Origin of the sequence: Pseudovibrio denitrificans JCM 12308 (assembly GCF_001310815.1) — a bacterium.
Taxonomy (GTDB): domain Bacteria; phylum Pseudomonadota; class Alphaproteobacteria; order Rhizobiales; family Stappiaceae; genus Pseudovibrio; species Pseudovibrio denitrificans.
Genome location: NZ_BAZK01000028.1, coordinates 43711 through 62966, shown reverse-complemented (window position 1 = coordinate 62966; position 19256 = coordinate 43711). Strand labels below are relative to the sequence as shown.

Here is a 19256-nt window from a genome sequence, read left to right as displayed (position 1 = left end):
GGATCTCCACTTCGCTCCGTCCGGCATGACGGCAGGGGCACCCCAGTCCGCGCAAAGCAGCACCTCCCCCTCCTTCGTCATCCCGCACAAGCACAGTGCGATGCGGGACCCAGAGCCCCAAATCAGAACCTCTCTACTGGATACCCGATCTCCACTCCGTTCCACCCGGCATGACGACAGAAGCACTTATTCCGGTGTCATCCCGGCCACCGAGCCGGGATCCATAACCACCAACGCTCCTCCAACGGCTTCAACAGCCCTACTCAAAACAGCTCAGCACATCCTTCTCGAAATACGGCTCCTGATTGACCCAGAACATGTAATCGACCTTCAGAAAATCCTCAGCAAATGCGTGCAGCAGGGGGACGATGTTTTGTTTGCTGTCAATCACTTCTGTCGTTCCGGTGCGGCCCGTGTAGTTGCCGTCCTGAATAGCGATACCAAGGGGGGCGGTGTAGTCCCGCTCATGCATCATCGCAATGGGGTGGTTCAGCTGTCCCTTGCGCTTGACCATTAGGTCCGGAGAGCCAAGACCAACGCCAATTCTCTCGCCATGCTCATAGACGGACTTCAGATAGCCCTCGTCCTCAAACGGAAGCCACTCACCCGGCATAAAGTTGGCATACTGCATTACCACCGAGGTCGAGAATGCAGCCTTCATAGATGACATGTTGTGCTTCAGGCCATCAGCATACTTGGCTGGCGTGAACTGCTGGTCTTGTTCTTTAGAAACTTCAATCGCAGACTCTTGCAGGTTGATCCCTTCAATCCGTCCATCAAATGCCTCTCCAAGCGCTAGAAGCAGTTTAGCAAACCGTTCCTGAACCTTGCTGTTCCAACGCTTCGCAACCCAGCCTTCCGCGCGGTTGTCATCATCAAACTGCTGAACAGCTCCGCCAGCATATGCATCCACTAAAAGATAATCAGGAACAGGCACATAGTCAGGATTGAACGAAGCATCCTGAAGCTGGACAAAAAGCGTCTTCCCCTTGGACTGAAGATAAGCAAGATCAGCTTCAATCAGGGAGAAATCATAGTCCCCCTCACCTTTCTCAAGTTCCCGCCACGGATACATGATCTGCGCACCTTCAAACCGAGCATGATCAAGAAACGGATGCTCCTTAATCGCCTCACGGTCTCTGGCAAAATAAACGAAGTGCTTCATGCCATCTTGAGCAATCGGGCAAGACGCCCCCAGATACTGCTGGTAGGCCTCAGCATACCGGTCAGCAGGGTTCTTCCACTTGGCAAATGCAGATGGGGCAGAGAATGAAAAAAGCGCAACAATGCCAACGGCAACAGAAGTGCGCACCTTAAGAACTGGCATAGAGGAATAACCTGACATCTATCGAAAATAGAGCATCAGAAGACCGCGCAACTTTGTCGACAAAGAGGCTTACCGCACGGCGGACACCACTTACACCAAGCTAATGCGTCAACGCCGTACTCTTACATAAGGGAGCAGAGCCGCTTCCTTAAACAGCAAAGCCCTGACGCTTCAACTGCTGTACAATCTGGTCCATCTTCTGCAAAAACTGCGAGCGATCTTTTTGAGAGAACGGTCTCGGCCCACCTGTCTGCTCCCCAAAGCTGCGCAGGTCTTCCATCAGGTTACGTGTTGCTAGAGCCATGCCGATGGATGCCTCATCAAACACCTTCCCTTTTGGCGAAAGCGCAATCGCGCCTGCTTTCACAACACGGTCAGCCAACGGAATATCCTGGGTTACGACGATGTCACCCGGCACAGCGCGCTCCGCAATCCAATCGTCCGCCACATCAGGTCCATCCGGCACGATCACCCGCTCAACATCCATGTCGCGCGGCGTGTTGATGAAGCTGTTAGCGACAACAAACACCTTCAGGCGATACCGGTCCGCGACTTTGTAAACCTCGTCTTTGACGGGGCAAGCATCAGCATCAATGTAAATAAGTATCTTTTTCGCGCTGGTCACAGCCGCATATCTCCTGCAATGCAGCGCACTCTCCAATGTGGGTCCAATTTTCAGACAGGAATGCGCTCAACTCACGCCTTTACTCGCGCAGGAGCTATCACCTTGTCAATCAGACTTGCCATTTCAAGCACATGCCAGTCACTTCCGGCGCGGCCAAACAGCATCAAACCTGTGCCCGGCGTATCATAGGTGTTCATCGGAATAGTCGCAGCACAGCCATCCACCCAGTTCACCGCCCGCGTATTCTGCGAAAGCTGAGAACCAATCTTCTCCAGATTGCTGTCAATGTCACTCAGCATCGGCGCAATGATTGGCACAGTCGGCGCAATCAGAATATCAAACTTGCCCGCCATCTCTTTAAAGGCCCGAATAGCTTCCACCCGCTTAGAGCGCGCCTCTTCCATCTCTTTGCTGGTCACCTCAGCAGACTGGAGGATCCGCTCAAGCACATAAGGATCAGCAGTCTGCTTGAGCCCTTCCAGATACCCGGAAACCAACGCAGTCGCCTCATAACTACAGATCGTACCAAGCACGTCGTGCTGTGACACAAGGCAGGTTCTGAAACCGGAGCGATGATAGCTCCAGCATCCCGGATCGCCAGCATCGCGCGATCAAAGTCAGCGCTGACTTGCGTGTCCAGTCCCTCAGCTAAAGGCGAAGCAACCAGCCCCACATGCAAGCATCAAGGCTGCTGATCTTGCGTGGTACAAGACATTGCCCGGAAAGCACTGCATGCAATCGGGTACACATATGCAGTGTTCGTGCAATAAAGCCGACCGTATCAAACGAGGGACAAATCGAGAAAACGCCCTTGGTAGAGATCGCCGCACGCGTCGGTTTGAATCCATAAAGGCTGTTCAGAGCTGCCGGAATACGCACAGAACCGCCCGTATCCGTCGCCAGTGCTGCATCACACAGCCCAAGCCCAACACTCGCCATCGCACCGGAGGACGACCCACCAGGAATGCGCAGTGCATCAAGAATATTCTCGGGAGATCCAAAGTGAGGATTGAGCCCCAGCCCGGTGAAGGCCAACTCACTCATGTTGGTACGGCCACATGTAAAAGCCCCGGCAGCCTTCAGCGCAGAAACCACCTTGCATCTTCACAGGCCGGAGCCCGATTGCGCAGGAACGAAGAGCCCGCACTGGTGACAATGCCAAACTCATCAAACAGATCCTTGAGAGAAACCGCAACGCCATGCAGGGGCAGCGTGCCATACGCATCCTTCTGCCGCTGATCAGCAGCCTCTGCTGAGCGCATGATCCGCTCGGCATCAAACTCCAGAAAGATACGCTCAACATATCCATCAGGCAGGTCCATTGCCCGATCAATATACCGGCGCGCTACATCTACCGCTCTGAAGTGTATACGAGGATCCGTCGACAAGTTAGCTCCACTCATCACACATGCATATTATCGCAGTCTGATGGTTGTCGCTTGTTTTGCGCTTAAGTTCAATCATCTCCAAACAAAAGAGATACCAGTCTGTTAATCTGCCAATGTGAAGCGCAACAAACCTCGTTTATGCAGCGAGGGAAGAAGCGGCAGAGCTTAACGCGTCAACACTCTCCAACAGATCCGGCAGGGTCAACCCGCTCAGAGTTAGGCGAGACCACAACACCACGGAGCCATCTTCCCCCTGCCCGACGATGATGGGATGTCCAGAAACATCCGGCAAATTCAGCGTGAGCAGATTGCCATCGCTCAGGCTTTCATGAATGACCTCACGCTCAACCCGAACCAACAGCTTGATGTAATCTGGCTCATTCCCCACAAAGTACATGCTGAACTGGCCATCAACATCCACCTGATAAACCTCGTTCTCCTCGTACTCGTTGATCAGGTACTGCCGCATGAGGTCTTTCATCAGATGATGGAAGTTCACATTACTAGAAACCATGCTTCTTCCCTGCCTTCAGCCCCGCATACTTCTCATTGAAGTACGCACCCGTTATCTCATCCGCCTGCACGGTATCCGCAGTCCAGTCCGTCACATAAGTCGTAGCCGGGTTCTCCATAGTGCTCAGGTGTGAAGACATAAATTTGGATCTGGAGTTTTGCTCGACAATAAAACGCTCAAGTTTCTTGCCCGGCTCACTGGGAACATCCAGTGACTTGAAGAAATCCTGTATCTCCTCAAAAGGAACTGGCTTCAGCCCTTCAATATCCAGCGTCAGTGAAGGCTTTGGTCCAGCTTTCGTCCACGACACCACGGTCGGTGCCTCTCCCATGATCGTTTGCTTCCCGTCCTGAAGCCGAAAAGCCCCCGGAAACGTCGGCCATGCATCAACCACAACAGCCTCTTGCGTAGGGTCTCTGGGATCACCAATCATGCAAAACGCATGGTCCACCATCGAAGAGGAAACGCGAGCCACCGGACGCTCCGTTTCAGATGCTGCCAGAAGCTTGTAACTCACCTCCGCATGCCCAGAGCAGTTTCCGGCCTGCACACGCAAAGAACTCTCTGCTAAACCGCCATTTTGTGATTCTTTAGCCAGCCCATAATTAGCCCGCAGATAGCTCTCACCGCGCGAAGCAAAGACGTCTGACGGTAAGTTACCTGCTCCATGAGGCAACAACTGCTTAGTCTGCCAGATGACTTTCTGCGCAGTCTTCAAGTCCTCAAAAGTCTGCGCAGACACACGCACTTCCTGCCCTTGAAACTCACCAAGGTACTTCTGTGCTTTCTTCACTGTTGTGAAATTAACAGCATCAGGTGTCTCAACAGTATTAGAACGAAGACAATGAACAAGCGAACTAAACGTCGGCACCTGAACCTCCCATTACACAACCTGAACTAGAAATAATCTCTCAAAATCAATAGTAATGGCGAGAGAAAATCTAACTGTCAGATTCAGCACAGGAGCCGATTACATAAAATTGAAGATCAGAAACCAAAAACTCGATAAAGCATACAACCATATGATTTTCATAAGCTTTGCCAGATCTTCATCCCAACCGTCCAACTCAAAACAAATAAAATTTATTTAAAACAACTGCATTTCAGCCATCAAAAAAGCCCGCCAGCAGAACCGACGGACTCTTTGAAACTCAATTTAAGAGCGAACTTAGCGCTTCGGCTTATTGAACGCCGCTGCCAATGCCGCGGCCATGGCGTTGTTTGCACCACCGCCGTTATCCGCTGACTTGTTGCCGCCACGGCCACCACCGCGTGGCCCACCACCACGGTTGCCACCATTCGGGCGATTGCCGCCACCCGGACGACCACCACCGTGATTGCGTCCACCGCCACGCTCAGCCTGACGCTCCCGTGCATTTTCGCGAGCATCCGCGCTGTCTTTGCGCATGGTCAGACCGATACGTTTGCGGGCAATGTCCACCTCAACAACACGCACCTTCACGATATCACCAGCCTTCACCACCGTATGCGGATCATCCACGAACCGGTCTGCTAGCTGAGACACGTGCACAAGACCGTCCTGATGCACGCCGATATCAACGAAGGCGCCGAAGTTGGTCACGTTAGTCACCGTGCCTTCCAGCATCATACCCGGCTTCAGATCCTGCATAGTCTCAACACCGTCCTGGAAGGAGGCCGTTTTGAACTCAGGACGCGGATCACGGCCCGGCTTTTCCAGCTCTGAGAAGATGTCCTTCACAGTCGGCAAACCGAACTTCTCGTCCGTAAACTCTTTCGGATCCAGATTGCTCAGCAGGTTGGAGCCCATGATCTCACGAATGTCACGACCACACGCTTTAATGATCTTCTGCGCTACCGGATAAGCTTCCGGGTGAACAGAAGACGCATCCAGTGGGTTATCGCCATCTGCAATCCGCAGGAAGCCCGCACACTGCTCAAACGCTTTCGGCCCAAGACGAGCCACCTTCAGCAGCTCTTTGCGGTTTTTGAAAGCGCCAACCGTATCGCGATACTCAACCACCGCCTTGGCAAGGCTATCAGTCAGGCCAGAGATATGTGCCAGCAGCGGAGCAGACGCAGTGTTAAGATCAACCCCAACCGCGTTCACCGCATCTTCAACAACACCATCCAGAGAACGCGCCAGCTTTGTCTGGTTCACATCATGCTGATACTGCCCAACACCAATGGATTTCGGCTCAATCTTCACCAGCTCCGCCAGCGGATCCTGCAAACGACGACCGATCGAAGCCGCGCCGCGAAGCGACACATCCACATCCGGCATTTCCTTCGCAGCCAACGCGGAAGCAGAATAAACAGAAGCACCTGCCTCGTTCACCATCACCTTGGTTGGGCGATGCTCGGCAGGAATATCCTTCAGCAGATCAGCAGCCAGTTTATCCGTCTCACGGCTTGCTGTGCCGTTACCAATCGCAATCAGGCTCACACCATGCTTGGCAACCAGCATCCGCAGCGTTGCTAATGAGCCCTGAATGTCATTGCGTGGCTGGAATGGGTAGATGGTGGCCGTATCCACCAGCTTGCCGGTTGCATCAACAACAGCCACCTTCACACCGGTACGAATACCCGGATCAAGCCCCAGCGTCGCACGCGGCCCAGCAGGAGCTGCCAGCAGCAAGTCTTTCAGGTTGCGAGCAAAAACCTTGATCGCTTCTTCTTCCGCCTTGTCGCGCAGCTCACTCATCAGGTCCAACTCAACGTGAAGGCCAATCTTCACCTTCCACGTCCAGCGACACACATCAGAAAGCCACTTGTCAGCAGGGCGGCCCTTGTTCTCGATACCGGCAGCATCCGCAATCATCTGCTCAACCGGCTTCACAGCGGAAACGTCGTCCTCGTCCACCTTCAGGTCCAGCGCCAGAATGCCTTCGTTACGACCACGCAACAGCGCCAGTGCACGGTGACTTGGAATGTTCTTCCAATTCTCGGAGTAGCCGAAGTAATCAGAGAACTTCGCGCCTTCCTGCTCTTTGCCCGCAACAACTTCCGCCTTCACAGCACCCTGACGCGCCACGTAGTTACGCAGCTTACCAACCAGCTGAGCGTTCTCAGAAAACCGCTCCATCAGGATCTGACGCGCCCCATCCAGCACGGCCTTGGTGTCCGCAAAGCCCTTCTCCGCATCAACAAAGCTACCCGCTTCACTCTCAGGCATCTTGTTCGGATCACCCAGCAGCAGATCAGCCAGCGGTTCAATGCCAGCTTCACGTGCAATCTGCGCTTTGGTGCGGCGCTTCTTTTTGTAAGGCAGATAGAGGTCTTCCAGCGCGGCTTTATTGTCCGCCGATGCAATCTGCTTTGCCAGCTCGTCGGTGAGCTTGCCCTGCTCATCGATGGATTTCACAATCGCTTTGCGGCGATCTTCCATCTCACGCATATAAATCAGGCGCTCTTCCAACGTACGCAGCTGGCTATCATCCAACCCGCCTGTCGCTTCTTTACGGTAACGCGCAATAAACGGAACCGTAGAGCCTTCATCCAGCAACTGCACCGCAGAATTCACCTGCCCCGGCGCACAGCCAATTTCACCAGCAATCCGCTGAGAAATCCGCAGCGCAACATTCGCAGAGAGCGCACCAGCTTTGGCAGGAGAGGAAGAGGAAGCAACAGAGCTCAGATCAGACATTCAAATCTCATAGGCTTATTAATATTGAAAGCCCACCCTAGGTCCCCAATGCGGGCAAAACTAGGTGCGAGAAAGGAATATGAACAGGGAAAGGGGATAGTTCCAGACTTCCAAAACAAAGCACCAATATCACCTCGTTTAGCGGGTCCTATATACACGAAGCTTATGAGTTTTATTTTTTAAGCTTAGTGCCTGATGGGACGAAGGAGAAGTCGGTTACACCTGTACCGCGTAAATCGAGATGCTTGAGTGACAACTTACGCAAAGGCGTAATGTCTGTCACTTCAGTACGTTTCAACTCTAATCCCCAAAGCTTAGGTAACTCAGCAAGAGGGCTAAGATCCACAACCGGTGTACGACTCAACCAAAGAATGCCAAGTTCGTTCATATTGCGAAGAGCAGAAAGGTCAGACACTTGGGTCTTTCGCAAATGAAGCTGGCGCAATCCGGTCAGGCCTGATAAAGGCGAAATATCTGAGAGCGTTAAATTACCAGTCAACGTAAGAACTTTAAGATTCTTAAGACCCGCAAGAGGGGTCAGATCCCTGATTTCATTGTCTGACAGATCTAGATTTGTGAGCTCAGAAAGGGAAGCTAAGAACCCTGCACCAGACAAAACAGCTCCATTGAAGCTACCAGAAATTTCAAGCCACTTAAGCTGAGTGAGCGCTGTTAGTGAGGAGAAGTCGGTTTCTTCGGCTAGTTCAAATGTGGCTCTTTCCAAGTGCTTTAAGCCACCCAGGCTTTCTTGTCCCTTAATAGAATTTGCTTTCACGTAAAGCACCCGAAGGTTCGGCAAATGAGCAAGGGAACTCAAATCAATCTCAAGACGTGGGGCATACAAACTCAGCTCTGCAAGACCTTCTGGCCCGATTGTGAGTTGGTCGAAGGCAGCTGCTGCGTCGATTGCAAGACTCAGGCTTCGCAGACCCTTCATATTTTGTATTGGCGTTAAATCCACATCGCCTTCACGGTAGAGGTCAAGACTACGTATACTAGAAACGCTCGCTAATGGTGAGAGATTATAGGGTTCTTCAGGCGTATCATCGGAAACAATTTTGAGCTTTGTAATTTTTTCAGCCAATGCTGAACTCAATTCAGACGGACCAACTTTTCGGTTAGGGCCGGGAAAAGGGCGACAACTGTCATCGATAATCGTGCCGACACCAAAATAATCAACGCAGAGAGTTTCTTCTCCAATATGTTGAGCAGATACAGCACCTAACGTCATCGCAAAGCAAGCACAGAACCAAACAATAAAATGACGCATATCTCAACACCCTGCCAAATCTAAAACTTCAATTCCACCTAGGATTTATATCATAAAAAAGCAACAACTCGTTTGTTGGATGGCATGAAGAAAAAGTCCCGTTTATTGAAGGCTGAGGCAATTCTCAAATGAGATGGGTATCTTAATTCACTTCACCGCACCACAGCTATCGGCGTCGCACCTCTAATCACACCGTCTCACCAGTCTGCTCAGCAACTTTCCCCCTCCCCTTCGTCGTCCCCAGATAGACCGAACCGACAATAACAAGCAGCGCGATAAAGCGCTGAGGGGTCATCGCTTCACCCAACAGAACAACGCTAAGAATAGCGCCGCCAACAGGCACGGCAAAGTTGACCTGAGACATTCTGTTGGCACCAATTTTGGGGACCAGATAGAAGTAAATCAAATTGGCGCACGCTGTTGAGATCACGCCTAGATAGACAACTGCACCAAGAGAAGATCCAGTCAGCTCAATGGCTGAAAAGTCTGTGCCTGCAGCAACGGCATAAATCCCGATAGTGACCGTCCCCACAATCATTGAACCAGCCGCCATCTCCAACGGCGGGCGCTTCACGTACTTTCTGATGTAAACTGTTGAGGTTGCGTAGGAAGCTGTCGCAGCAAGGATGGCGAACTGCCCCGTAACCTGCACGCCCAATCCAGAAAGCGCACCTGGTCCAACAAGGATCGCGACACCAGTCAGTCCACCCAACACCCCAAGCGCGGTTCTAAGCGTGAGTGCTTCTTCAGGCACAAGCCACGCGGTAAGTAACAGTGTCACCATTGGCGATGTCCCCATGAGGATGGATGTCAAAGCGCTGTCGACCGACTGCTCTCCATAACTGATAAGCAGGAAAGGAAGTGCACTGCCCAGAAGCCCTGTCACCGCATAGCAAACCCAGTCGGCAGGATCTCTGGAAAGAGAAAGACCGTGTATTTTCAAAGCACTAAAGATAATCAAGCTGCCAACAAGCATCCGCCCGAAAACCAGCAATGCAGGTTCAAGCGTAGCGACGCCAATCTTGATCACAACATAAGACGAGCTCCACATGGCAGCGAGTAGTAGCCATAAGGAAAGATGAAAAAGAGTTGTCTTGTGCATTCTCTGAAATCCGATAAATTGCTACTATATTAGAAGCATTACACTGCTTCGATTTTAGAAGCAAGGAACATGCACCATGAGTGAAGAAGACCGTCCCGTCGCAAAACATGGCGAACCAGTACCCGGCTCCCAAAGCGGGCAACCGATCATGATCCTGTTCGATCTGGCTCAGCAGGCGATGGGCTATGGGCATACTGTGGGGGCTGAGCGAGAAAAACCGCACATTTCGCGAGCTTCAGGCCTATTGCGGCTCTGCCTCACCAAGCGTTCTGAACACACGCCTCAAAGAACTACGCAGCGTCGGTCTCATTGAAAAAGCCTCAGACGGCTACACCCTGACCAGCACAGGCCGGGAACTCTATAACCGCCTGGAACCTCTAGGTGACTGGGCCATGGAATGGGTGCCGACGATTTAGAGAGAGCGCTCAACAGCACAAAAGCGGCCTAGCAGCGATCTCAATAAATTATCGACTTACGCAAAAAGCCAAAGAAAATATCACTGCCATTTTTTGCATAGGCTTCTGAGCTTGGCGAGCAGCTGGCACACCTATACCATCAGCAGCATTTGAATCACGGGTACAATACCCCAGACGGAATGGAGCATAAGCATGGCAGTTTCTAAGAGTGATCTAGAGAAGTACGCTTCAGTGACCACGGACAAGCTCCGCTATTGCGATGCGGACAGCCAGGGCCATGTCAACAATGCCGTGTTCAGCACATTCTTAGAAACCGGGCGTACCGAACTGTTCATCCATGAGAAGCTAAACCTGTTCACCAAAACCAGCGGCTTCGCCCTGGCGAACCTCAACATGGATTTCCTGCGCCCAGTTTTCTGGCCCGGAGAAGTGCAGATCTACACCGGCATCTCCAGAATTGGCGGAAGCTCACTGGAACTTCAGCAACTCGTCATCCAAAACAACGAAATCGCCGCTTCAGCCAAAACCACCATGGTTCAGATCGACCTGACTACAAACAAAGCAAAGAAGTTCGAAGATGACATCCGTCAGGAACTGTCGAACTATCTTCTTTAGGGTGCCTTATCGTGAGGCGATGACGCGGCCAGAATGCAGGTCTGCAATCATTGACACAGCATCGCCTCTCACCGCACCACTGTAATCTTCTTCGCAGCACGTGTCACAGCGGTGTAGAGCCAGCGGGTTTTGTGCTCGCGGAAGGCCCAGCTTTCGTCGAACAGCACCACATCATCCCATTGAGAACCCTGAGATTTATGCACGGTCAGCGCGTAGCCGTAGTCGAACTCATCAGCACGGCGGCGGATGGCGTAAGGGAGCTGCTCGCTGCCCTCTTCAAACATCGCCGGCAGCACCTTCACCTTCACGGCTTTCTTGGAAAAATCATCCTCTGAAATCACGTCAAAGCGCAGCGTGTTGCCACGTGGCGGACGCAGGCGGGAGACTTCCCAAAGGCCACCATTCAGCAAGCCCTTGGTCTTGTCATTGCGCAGGCACACCAGCTTGTCACCGACAGACGGCATCTGCGTGGTGAAGCCTTTCAGGTCACGGATACGGCCATTGTAAAGGCGGCGCGTCTTGTTGGTGCCAACCAGTACCTGATCAGAGGCAAGGATGCGCTCCTTGTCGATCTCCCGGCGGGAAATCACAGCGCTGTCACCGTACTGGCCAAAGTCCAGCTCTTCCCCATCACGAATGTCCATGGACATGCGCACGATCGGATTGTCTTTCGCCTGACGGTGAACCTCGGTGAGCATGATGTCCGGCTCTGCCTCAGTGAAGAAACCACCACCACGCACAGGTGGCAACTGTGCAGGGTCACCCAGCACCAGCACCTTTTTGCCAAAGGAAAGCAGATCGCGGCCCAGCTCTTCATCCACCATGGAACATTCATCGATGATGATCAGATCCACCTTGGCAGCAGGACTATCGCGGTTGATAGCGAACTGAGGGCTTTCATCCTCGTCTTCATCATCCTTCTTCGTCCCCTTGGGGCGATAGATTAACGAGTGGATGGTCGACGCATCCGCACAGCCCTTTTGGCGCAGAACGTGCGCAGCCTTACCGGTGAACGCACCAAAGGCAACTTCGCCATCCAAACCCTCTGCCAAATGGCGAGCAGCGTGGTCTTTCCGGTTCCGGCATATCCAAACAAGCGAAACACCTGCGGCCCGTGAGAGCGTGCCCAGCGCGCCACTTCAGTGAGTGCATCATCTTGTTGCGGAGACCAATCCATTCCAGACCACCTGTAATAACTTTCTCAAACGTCAATGAGTAATAAACGAAGCTGACCTGAAACGCCCTCGTTTTCTTAAAAAGGTCAACAGGACACTCCAAATTGAACTTGTGAAACTTACGCGGAATTCAGGCACTGTCGCTAGGGTTGCATCAGCCTATCAATTTCGGAGCAACCCCATGCCATTGTGGAAGACATGTGCCAGCGAAAGTCCCGACATCTACGCCACGGCCCGCGCCGTTGAAGGCTTAGCCAAAGCCCGCATTCCGGAAACCGGAGTGAGCCCGGAGGAAGCCTACAATCTTGTGCGGGACGAGCTGTATCTGGATGGCAACGCGCGGCAGAACCTTGCCACGTTCTGCACCACATGGGTGGAGGATGAAGTCCACAAACTCATGGCTGATTGTATCGACAAGAACATGATCGATAAGGATGAGTACCCGCAAACGGCAGAGATTGAAGCTCGCTGCGTGCACATCATCGCTAGCCTCTGGAACTCGCCGGAAGCCGAAGAAACGATCGGCTGCTCCACAACCGGCTCCTCAGAAGCTGCCATGCTGGGCGGCCTTGCCTTGAAATGGGCATGGAGAGACCGCCGCAAAAAGGAAGGCAAACCCCACGACAAACCCAATATGGTGTGTGGCCCTGTTCAGGTGTGCTGGCATAAGTTTGCAAAGTACTTTGATGTGGAACTGCGCCAGATCCCGCTCAGCGAAGGCTCCCTGCATATGCGGCCTGAGCAGTTGAAAGACTACGTGGACGAAAACACAATCTGCGTCGTCCCCACATTGGGCGTGACCTTCACTGGCGTTTACGAACCTGTCAAAGAGATTTGCCAGGAGCTGGATAGACTTCAAACCGAAACCGGTCTGGACATCCCGGTCCACGTGGATGCCGCATCCGGTGGCTTCGTCGCGCCTTTCCTGCATCCAGAACTGCTGTGGGATTTCCGCCTCGACCGCGTGAAATCCATCAACGCCTCCGGCCACAAGTTCGGCCTCGCACCTCTGGGAGTGGGCTGGGTAATCTGGCGCGATAAGAAAGAGCTGCCGTCTGATCTGGTGTTCAACGTCGATTATCTGGGCGGCAACATGCCAACCTTCGCACTGAACTTCTCTCGCCCCGGCGGACAGATCGTCATCCAGTATTACAACTTCATGCGGTTAGGTTGGGATGGCTACCGGGACATCCAGTCCGCCTGCGCAGAGAACGCACAGTATCTGGCGGAGAAGCTGGCGGAGCTTCCTGAGCTGGATATCCTTTACGACGGCAACGGCGCCCTGCCCTGCGTGTGCTATCGCCTCAAACATCCGGACAAAGCTCACTACACGCTCTACGATCTTTCAGAGCGCGTGCGCATGAATGGATGGCAAATCGCATCTTATCCGCTGCCATCAGATATGGAAGATACGGTTGTCCAGCGCGTCATGATCCGCCACGGCGTTTCTCACGATGCCGTCGAGCAGCTCTACTGGGACATCAAGAAAGCCCTGAACTATCTGGACAAAAACAACATCAAATGGTCCGAGGCCGGACCAAGCTTCTCTCACGGATAGAGCACATCCCCGAAAAGTGGAAACCGGTTTTCGGAAAAGGATATGCCCCAAACAAACCCGTGAGAGAGGATCTTTGAGTATCAGGCCAGCTGTTCCAACAGCTGCGCCAGATAGTCTGGCTCATCAAGATGGTTCTCAACCATCAGCTCAAACTCTTTGTAAGTCGCAACGTATTGCACGGCCCCCATCAGATCACGAGTTTCATTCTCCCGTGCTGCCAATGGGTGAGACGAGCCTTTAAGCCCTGCAAAGTAAGCATCAACAAAAGCTTCGCCCAGCGACTTGTCGATCTCACAAAGGAACGGATAAACGCCAGCCACATCGTAAACTGGCAAATCCCAACGGCATTCATCCCAATCCAGAATACCAACCAGCTCACCAGAGTTCTCGCTGATCAGCGTGTTCGGTGGGCCAAAATCACCATGGATCAGATGTTTGGTCTCGCTCAGCTTCGCCAGCGCACCAAGAGCATCATTCAGTGATGCCTCCACATCAGTCCAGTACTCAGAAGTCAGGTACTTGCCATCGATGTTCTTGGAAGCTTCCATCCCAGAAAGCGCTTCCAGCAACGCAGCGCCAGATTTCAACGTCTCCTTGCTGACACCCGGACGTTCTTCCTCTGCAAATTTAAACGCATCCCGCTCCTCCCAAAGCTTGATGTGCAGATTTGCCAGAGCCTGACCGCTTTGCTTGCAGGTCTCAACCTTGTCCAGCGGCGGTGTCGCACCTTCAATCAATTCAAAGACGGAATAGTGAGCGCCCTCAACCTCAGTCACACGTTCCTGATTAACACCATAAAGCGCCTTCGGAACCTCATAGCCAATCAGATCATGAAGCAGGTCCAGACATTTGAACTCGGAGAGGATCTGCTCTTCGGTTCTGTTTGGATTGTGACGACGAAGAACCACAGGCTCGTCACCATCTATCTCTCCCAACCATGTTTCATTGGCATGGCCTTCTCCAAAAGAGGACCACTTGGTGTTTTCCGGCAAGGCAAAAGCTTCATCAAGGAGCTTGATTTCCTGCTTATTCATTTGCATCCCCCATTAACTCGCCAAAATCTCCCAGTGCATAGCGTGTGTTGCCATCACGACCCGTCACGCGTTCTGCATTCAACATTGAATTGACGATTGCTTCTTCTGTAGCTTCTGCTGCTGCTCTAAACACTCTGTCAATTCGCCGCTCATCCATTTGTTCCACCGAATGCGTACGTTTTCTGCTCTTAATGTCCACCGGATCCGCAGTTGTGAACGCTAAAGCTATATCGCCACTTCCATGACCAAGGAATGAACCAGTTCGTGCAAGTCCTACGGATGTGCGTCTGGCTACTCGCTTCAGCTGTCGTTCGCTCAGTGGCAGATCCGTTCCAACGATCATGATGATGGAACCTTTCTCAGGCCCACTCTCATCACGTGCCAGCTTCTCTTCAATCTGAGGACCAATGTGTCGTCCAGCCAATGTAAAGTCCGGCATGCGGCCCATATTGGAAAGCACCAGAGCACCCACATGGTACTCTTTATTGCCCAGTTTCACCTGACGAGAGGCACTCCCGATGCCCCCCTTCAGCCCATAACAGGACATGCCGCGTCCTGCACCAACTGCACCCTGTTCAAACTCCTCAGAAACTGCAGAAATCGCCTCCAGAGCATGGTTTGGACGAACATACAACGCACTGATCTTGTTCAGAAAAGCATCATTACACTCAAACACAACAGGGTTGATGGTGCCCATCACGAAATCGATGTCTGGCGTTTCTGCCAGCGTATGCTGGATAAGCCCCTCACTCACCGCACCAACACTCAGCGTGTTGGTCAGCAGAATAGGTGTTTCCAGCTCTCCCAGTTCCTCAACCTGCACCAGTCCGACACTCTTGCCGAACCCATTGAAAACATGGGAAGCCGCGCGGGTTCTCAGGTTAAAGGCGTTCTCATTGTGAGTGGTAATTGCTGTCACGCCAGTCTGACAGTCTCCATCTGAAAGCGTCACGTGCCCAACTTTGACACCCGGAACATCACAGATTGTGTTCCGCTGACCCTTTGGCAAAGACCCAATATTGATTTTCTGAAACATTCCAACCTCTGGCACAAATCGTATTCCACTCAGGTGTACCAGTCCTATTTCATAGTTAATCAGCAAACAACGCCACCAAGGCAAATGGTGGCTTATTTCAGGAAAGATCCGCCTTAATATTGGCCGACCAATTTCACCTCCAGTATAACCTCCCTGTATATATCCGATGGTTTTCCCGTTTTAACTCATCAAGAATTTCAATAAAATCAACGAAAATAAGTGTAAGCAGCTAATTGCAAAATACCCCGAAATATCGGAAAATGGTCTACCAATTAGCTGTCACCACATTCCAAGCATCAGAATCTTTCCTGCATCATATCAACCGCTCCGGCTGCAGGAAACTGATAGGACTGGCCAAAAGTGACGCATGCTGCCTGATACACTTTGAACAATGAGGACAAAATGACCGCAGAAATCATCAGCTTTGGGGAGCCGTTGTTCGAGTTCAATCAGGTCAAGGAATACAGCGGTGAAGGCCCGGACTATCTCTCCGGCTTCGGTGGTGATGCCTCAAACTTCGCATGCTGCGCTGCCCGTCAGGGCGCTAGCGTCGCGATTCTGACCCATCTGGGCAATGATGTTTTCGGCAACAAGTTCATTGATCTTTGGGAGAAAGAAGGCGTCCAGACGCACCTTATTGAACGCAACGCCATTGCGCCAACCGGTATTTACTTCATCTCTCACGACGAGCAAGGTCACCACTTCAGCTTTGCCCGCAAAGGCTCCGCCGCATCGCAGATCACACCAGAGCAGCTGCCAGCAGATGCAATCCGCGCAGCGAAGCTGTTCCACGTCACCGCAATCACACAGGCCATCTCCACCAGTTCTTGCGACAGCGTATTCAAAGGCATCGAGATTGCAAAAGAAGGAGGTACGCTCACCTCTTTCGACACCAACCTGCGTCTCAAACTGTGGGATCTGAACCGCGCCCGCGGCATCATCCACGAAACCGCTCGCCTCGTTGATTTCATCATGCCAAGCGTTGATGAAGCCGAGGTGCTGACCGGCCTGTCTGACCCAGACAAAATCTGCGACTTCTACCTCAACCTCGGCTCAAAGAACGTAATCCTGAAGCTGGGCAAAGAAGGCGCCATGTACGCCACTGCATCTGAGAGAAAGCGCGTGGCCGGTAATCCGGTTGAAGCTATCGATGCAACAGGCGCTGGCGACTGTTTCTCCGGCTCATTCTTCACCAACGTAGTGGCAGGCAAGTCACTGGAAGACAGCCTCAAATACGCCAACGCCGCAGCAGCACTGACCACTCAGGGCTATGGCGCAGTTGCTCCAATCCCAACACGGGATCAGGTCGAGACCTTCATGAAGGCTCGGGATATCTGATAGGCAAGTATGAGAGAAGGCTCGCTCTAAAACAGCGGGCCTTTTTCTATTTGAACTGATCGCCAAAGAAACCGATGTGATTGCGCATTTCCCGGCGCGCACCTTCCACATCCCGCGCGCGGATCGCATCCAGAATGGCCTTGTGCTCTTCAATGCCATGACGACGCGCAAATTCCGGCAGCAGCGGGTAAAGCCCCTTGCTCATGTTCATGCCCACGAGGATCTGCGGCTTCATCAGCTCATAAACTGCAGCCGCATATTCATTTTTCGCTGCCTTCACCACTGCAGCATGGAACCGCATATCACCATCAATGGTGCCGACAGAGTCCAAGCCATCGCTATGGATCTGCGCCAGTGCAGCATCTAGCTCTTCCATTTCCTCGTCTGTCCAGCGTTCAGCAGCCAGTGCCGCCATCTCACCTTCAAACGCCATACGGGTTTCCTGACATTGGATGACATCACCTATGCCAGAGATCGCGAACTCACCAAGGGTTGGAGCAAATGGGGTTGGAGTGACGTGCTCTTTGATGACAAAGCTGCCAGAACCACGCACAGTCTTGATGTAGCCTTCCTTGCGCAGACGCTCCATCGCACCGCGCACAACAGGCCGCGAGACACCGTACCGCTCACAAAGCGCGTTTTCAGTCGGAAGCTTCAAGCCTTCCGGAAATTCTCCGGAATCGACAGCTTCTTTCATCTTGTCGTAAACCGCATTCGAGAGGTTTGCTGGACGGGCCACCGCTCACTCCAATTATTCTTGTTTTTCTTAGCTGTTTGCAGCCTTTGGAATTGCATTAATTTACAACAGCCCGCCTGAGCTAACAAGCTTGCCACCCTAAACCCGCCCAAAGCACATATCGCGAAAACACCAGAAGAAAAACCTTAGTAAATTCAGAGAACTAAACCAATTACGAACTCACGCAGATAAGCAAACAACCATGTCTGCTTAAGCAACTGCGACATTATGTAGTCTACTTATTTACAGCGCATCTTTCTAATATATCTGAGAGGGATTGTGGGGTCTCTCCAAGGTTGGGGGTGTTATTATGCGTCGACTTCCTTTCAAGACTATTCAGTGTGCGGTAACTGACTTCTGTGGCACTTTGGCTGTCACCAGTATCCTCGTAGGCCTCCTTTATCTGATCTTCACGCTGACCTGAGTTCTCTGCGTTTTCCAACAGCTTAGGACGCAGCATCTGTTGGACAGGTCAAACTCTGCTCTGGCGAACTTCCGCAACTTGAGTCATTCTTGACGGTGACGTTCAAGTAATCTTCAGATGACTGTACATGACCGATGTTCTGCAACTAAGCCCTTATGCACCCGATGAAATCAACGAGGAGATGGATCGCCGCTTCTCGCCCGCCCGCTATTGGGAGTTTCAGCAGGACGAAGACCTGAAAGCGCAAATCCTGCCAAACATTCGTGTGGTCGCCACCAAGGGAGATGTGGGCCTGCCAACAGAACTCATGGCCTCCCTGCCCAATCTAGAGCTCATCACGGTCTACGGTGCAGGCTACGATAAAATCGATCTGGAGCAGGCTCGCGCCCGCAACATCATCATCACCACCACGCCAGACGCACTGACCGAAGCCGTTGCCGATCATGTGGTCGCCCTCGCTCTCGCCTCCTCTCGCAGAATTGCAGAGGGAGACCGCTTTATCCGCAGTGGCGGTTGGCTCGAAGGTAAACTCGGCATCGGCTACAGCTTACGCGGCAAAACACTCGGCATTTTCGGGTATGGGCGTATTGGCAGAAAAACCGCAGAGATTCTCGGCGGCACATTTGGCATGCATATCTTGTACTGCGACAGGAACAGCGACCCAACCGAGGACAGCCAATGTAGAGCCACACCTCTTGAGCTGGCAAACGAATCTGACGTACTGGTTATTGCCGCTTCAGGCAGTACCGACACAAAAAATATTATAGATATTAATATATTAGAAGCACTCGGACCTCAGGGCCTTGTTATCAATATTGCCCGCGGTTCATTAGTAAACACTCAACATTTGATCGCTGCACTTGAGAGCAGAAAACTGGGCGCGGCAGCATTGGATGTATTTCCAGATGAACCCAATGTTCCCAATGAACTGATCAGTTCACCCTACACAACACTCACACCCCATCTCGCAAGTGCCACACTGGAAACGCGACTGGAGATGGGACGCCAAGTAATTGAAAATATTTCATCTTATACGCGAAATGGAGAAGTATTTAGCCGACTAAATTTCTAAC

General features: G+C 52.2%; 18 protein-coding genes and 1 pseudogene. 5 read left to right on the top strand and 14 right to left on the bottom strand.

The genetic code is table 11. From position 1 onward, the window contains the following. Positions 1–259 precede the first annotated feature (259 nt). The 10 genes from JCM12308_RS24540 to JCM12308_RS24505 all read right to left on the bottom strand — a co-directional run bounded on the left by JCM12308_RS24540 (position 260) and on the right by JCM12308_RS24505 (position 9851). Positions 260–1327, bottom strand: coding sequence for a hypothetical protein (locus JCM12308_RS24540; RefSeq protein ID WP_054785370.1), 1068 nt, complete (start codon positions 1325–1327; stop codon positions 260–262). Between the two features lie 148 nt (positions 1328–1475). Beyond that, the gene (locus JCM12308_RS24535; RefSeq protein WP_008552584.1) at positions 1476–1952 is read right to left on the bottom strand and encodes a YaiI/YqxD family protein; all 477 of its coding nucleotides are present in this window, start codon (positions 1950–1952) and stop codon (positions 1476–1478) included. Between the two features lie 71 nt (positions 1953–2023). After that, complete coding sequence (locus JCM12308_RS31025; RefSeq protein ID WP_208978929.1) at positions 2024–2500, bottom strand: amidase; 477 nt, start codon at positions 2498–2500, stop codon at positions 2024–2026. A gap of 100 nt (positions 2501–2600) precedes the next feature. After that, entirely contained in the window at positions 2601–3047 is a 447-nt protein-coding gene (locus JCM12308_RS31020) for an amidase family protein (RefSeq protein WP_208978928.1), read from the bottom strand. Further along, entirely contained in the window at positions 3032–3340 is a 309-nt protein-coding gene (locus tag JCM12308_RS32595; protein ID WP_208978927.1) for an amidase family protein, read from the bottom strand. Before JCM12308_RS32595 ends, JCM12308_RS31020 begins: the two co-directional genes overlap by 16 nt. 136 nt (positions 3341–3476) lie before the next feature. Then, the gene (locus tag JCM12308_RS24525) at positions 3477–3854 is read right to left on the bottom strand and encodes a CesT family type III secretion system chaperone (RefSeq protein ID WP_054785369.1); all 378 of its coding nucleotides are present in this window, start codon (positions 3852–3854) and stop codon (positions 3477–3479) included. Further along, entirely contained in the window at positions 3844–4725 is an 882-nt protein-coding gene (locus tag JCM12308_RS24520; RefSeq protein ID WP_128647473.1) for a hypothetical protein, read from the bottom strand. The genes JCM12308_RS24525 and JCM12308_RS24520 overlap by 11 nt, the downstream gene beginning before the upstream one ends. Before the next feature lie 297 nt (positions 4726–5022). Further along, on the bottom strand, positions 5023–7479 hold the full coding sequence (locus JCM12308_RS24515) for a Tex family protein (protein ID WP_054785367.1): 2457 nt from the start codon (positions 7477–7479) through the stop codon (positions 5023–5025). Positions 7480–7651: 172 nt separating this feature from the next. Beyond that, positions 7652–8749, bottom strand: a complete 1098-nt coding sequence (locus JCM12308_RS24510) for a leucine-rich repeat domain-containing protein (RefSeq protein ID WP_054785366.1) — start codon at positions 8747–8749, stop codon at positions 7652–7654. Between the two features lie 187 nt (positions 8750–8936). Next, on the bottom strand, positions 8937–9851 hold the full coding sequence (locus tag JCM12308_RS24505) for a DMT family transporter (RefSeq protein ID WP_054785365.1): 915 nt from the start codon (positions 9849–9851) through the stop codon (positions 8937–8939). A gap of 185 nt (positions 9852–10036) precedes the next feature. On the opposite strand from JCM12308_RS24505, the gene JCM12308_RS24500 reads away from it, so the two are divergent. Both JCM12308_RS24500 and JCM12308_RS24495 read left to right on the top strand, forming a co-directional pair. Next, positions 10037–10267, top strand: a complete 231-nt coding sequence (locus JCM12308_RS24500; RefSeq protein WP_306303381.1) for a winged helix-turn-helix transcriptional regulator — start codon at positions 10037–10039, stop codon at positions 10265–10267. Between the two features lie 192 nt (positions 10268–10459). Continuing rightward, positions 10460–10882, top strand: a complete 423-nt coding sequence (locus tag JCM12308_RS24495; protein ID WP_054785364.1) for an acyl-CoA thioesterase — start codon at positions 10460–10462, stop codon at positions 10880–10882. 68 nt (positions 10883–10950) lie between these two features. On the opposite strand, the pseudogene JCM12308_RS24490 reads toward JCM12308_RS24495, so the two are convergent. Continuing rightward, positions 10951–12059 (bottom strand): annotated as a pseudogene (locus tag JCM12308_RS24490) (ATP-dependent DNA helicase). Between the two features lie 179 nt (positions 12060–12238). On the opposite strand from JCM12308_RS24490, the gene gad reads away from it, so the two are divergent. Next, entirely contained in the window at positions 12239–13615 is a 1377-nt protein-coding gene (gene gad / locus JCM12308_RS24485; protein WP_054785363.1) for a glutamate decarboxylase, read from the top strand. 80 nt (positions 13616–13695) lie between these two features. On the opposite strand, the gene JCM12308_RS24480 is transcribed toward gad, so the two are convergent. Both JCM12308_RS24480 and JCM12308_RS24475 read right to left on the bottom strand, forming a co-directional pair. Then, positions 13696–14649: a phosphotransferase enzyme family protein gene (locus JCM12308_RS24480; RefSeq protein WP_054785362.1), complete on the bottom strand. Its 954-nt coding sequence runs from the start codon at positions 14647–14649 to the stop codon at positions 13696–13698. Then, positions 14642–15685, bottom strand: a complete 1044-nt coding sequence (locus JCM12308_RS24475) for a DmpA family aminopeptidase (RefSeq protein WP_054785361.1) — start codon at positions 15683–15685, stop codon at positions 14642–14644. Before JCM12308_RS24475 ends, JCM12308_RS24480 begins: the two co-directional genes overlap by 8 nt. A gap of 402 nt (positions 15686–16087) precedes the next feature. On the opposite strand from JCM12308_RS24475, the gene JCM12308_RS24470 reads away from it, so the two are divergent. Then, the gene (locus JCM12308_RS24470) at positions 16088–17023 is read left to right on the top strand and encodes a sugar kinase (protein ID WP_054785360.1); all 936 of its coding nucleotides are present in this window, start codon (positions 16088–16090) and stop codon (positions 17021–17023) included. Between the two features lie 46 nt (positions 17024–17069). Here JCM12308_RS24470 and JCM12308_RS24465 read toward each other — a convergent pair whose 3' ends face one another. After that, the gene (locus JCM12308_RS24465) at positions 17070–17762 is read right to left on the bottom strand and encodes a FadR/GntR family transcriptional regulator (protein ID WP_008552540.1); all 693 of its coding nucleotides are present in this window, start codon (positions 17760–17762) and stop codon (positions 17070–17072) included. Between the two features lie 548 nt (positions 17763–18310). On the opposite strand from JCM12308_RS24465, the gene JCM12308_RS24455 reads away from it, so the two are divergent. Then, positions 18311–19255: a 2-hydroxyacid dehydrogenase gene (locus JCM12308_RS24455; RefSeq protein ID WP_054785358.1), complete on the top strand. Its 945-nt coding sequence runs from the start codon at positions 18311–18313 to the stop codon at positions 19253–19255. Position 19256 lies beyond the last annotated feature (1 nt).

Coding starts and splice junctions, on each gene's coding strand:
- JCM12308_RS24540 (WP_054785370.1), bottom strand. CDS start 1,327: ATGCCAGTTCTTAAGGTGCGCACTTCTGTTGCCGTTGGCATTGTTGCG.
- JCM12308_RS24525 (WP_054785369.1), bottom strand. CDS start 3,854: ATGGTTTCTAGTAATGTGAACTTCCATCATCTGATGAAAGACCTCATG.
- JCM12308_RS24515 (WP_054785367.1), bottom strand. CDS start 7,479: ATGTCTGATCTGAGCTCTGTTGCTTCCTCTTCCTCTCCTGCCAAAGCT.
- JCM12308_RS24510 (WP_054785366.1), bottom strand. CDS start 8,749: ATGCGTCATTTTATTGTTTGGTTCTGTGCTTGCTTTGCGATGACGTTA.
- JCM12308_RS24505 (WP_054785365.1), bottom strand. CDS start 9,851: ATGCACAAGACAACTCTTTTTCATCTTTCCTTATGGCTACTACTCGCT.
- JCM12308_RS24500 (WP_306303381.1), top strand. CDS start 10,037: ATGGGCATACTGTGGGGGCTGAGCGAGAAAAACCGCACATTTCGCGAG.
- JCM12308_RS24495 (WP_054785364.1), top strand. CDS start 10,460: ATGGCAGTTTCTAAGAGTGATCTAGAGAAGTACGCTTCAGTGACCACG.
- gad (WP_054785363.1), top strand. CDS start 12,239: ATGCCATTGTGGAAGACATGTGCCAGCGAAAGTCCCGACATCTACGCC.
- JCM12308_RS24480 (WP_054785362.1), bottom strand. CDS start 14,649: ATGAATAAGCAGGAAATCAAGCTCCTTGATGAAGCTTTTGCCTTGCCG.
- JCM12308_RS24475 (WP_054785361.1), bottom strand. CDS start 15,685: ATGTTTCAGAAAATCAATATTGGGTCTTTGCCAAAGGGTCAGCGGAAC.
- JCM12308_RS24470 (WP_054785360.1), top strand. CDS start 16,088: ATGACCGCAGAAATCATCAGCTTTGGGGAGCCGTTGTTCGAGTTCAAT.
- JCM12308_RS24455 (WP_054785358.1), top strand. CDS start 18,311: ATGACCGATGTTCTGCAACTAAGCCCTTATGCACCCGATGAAATCAAC.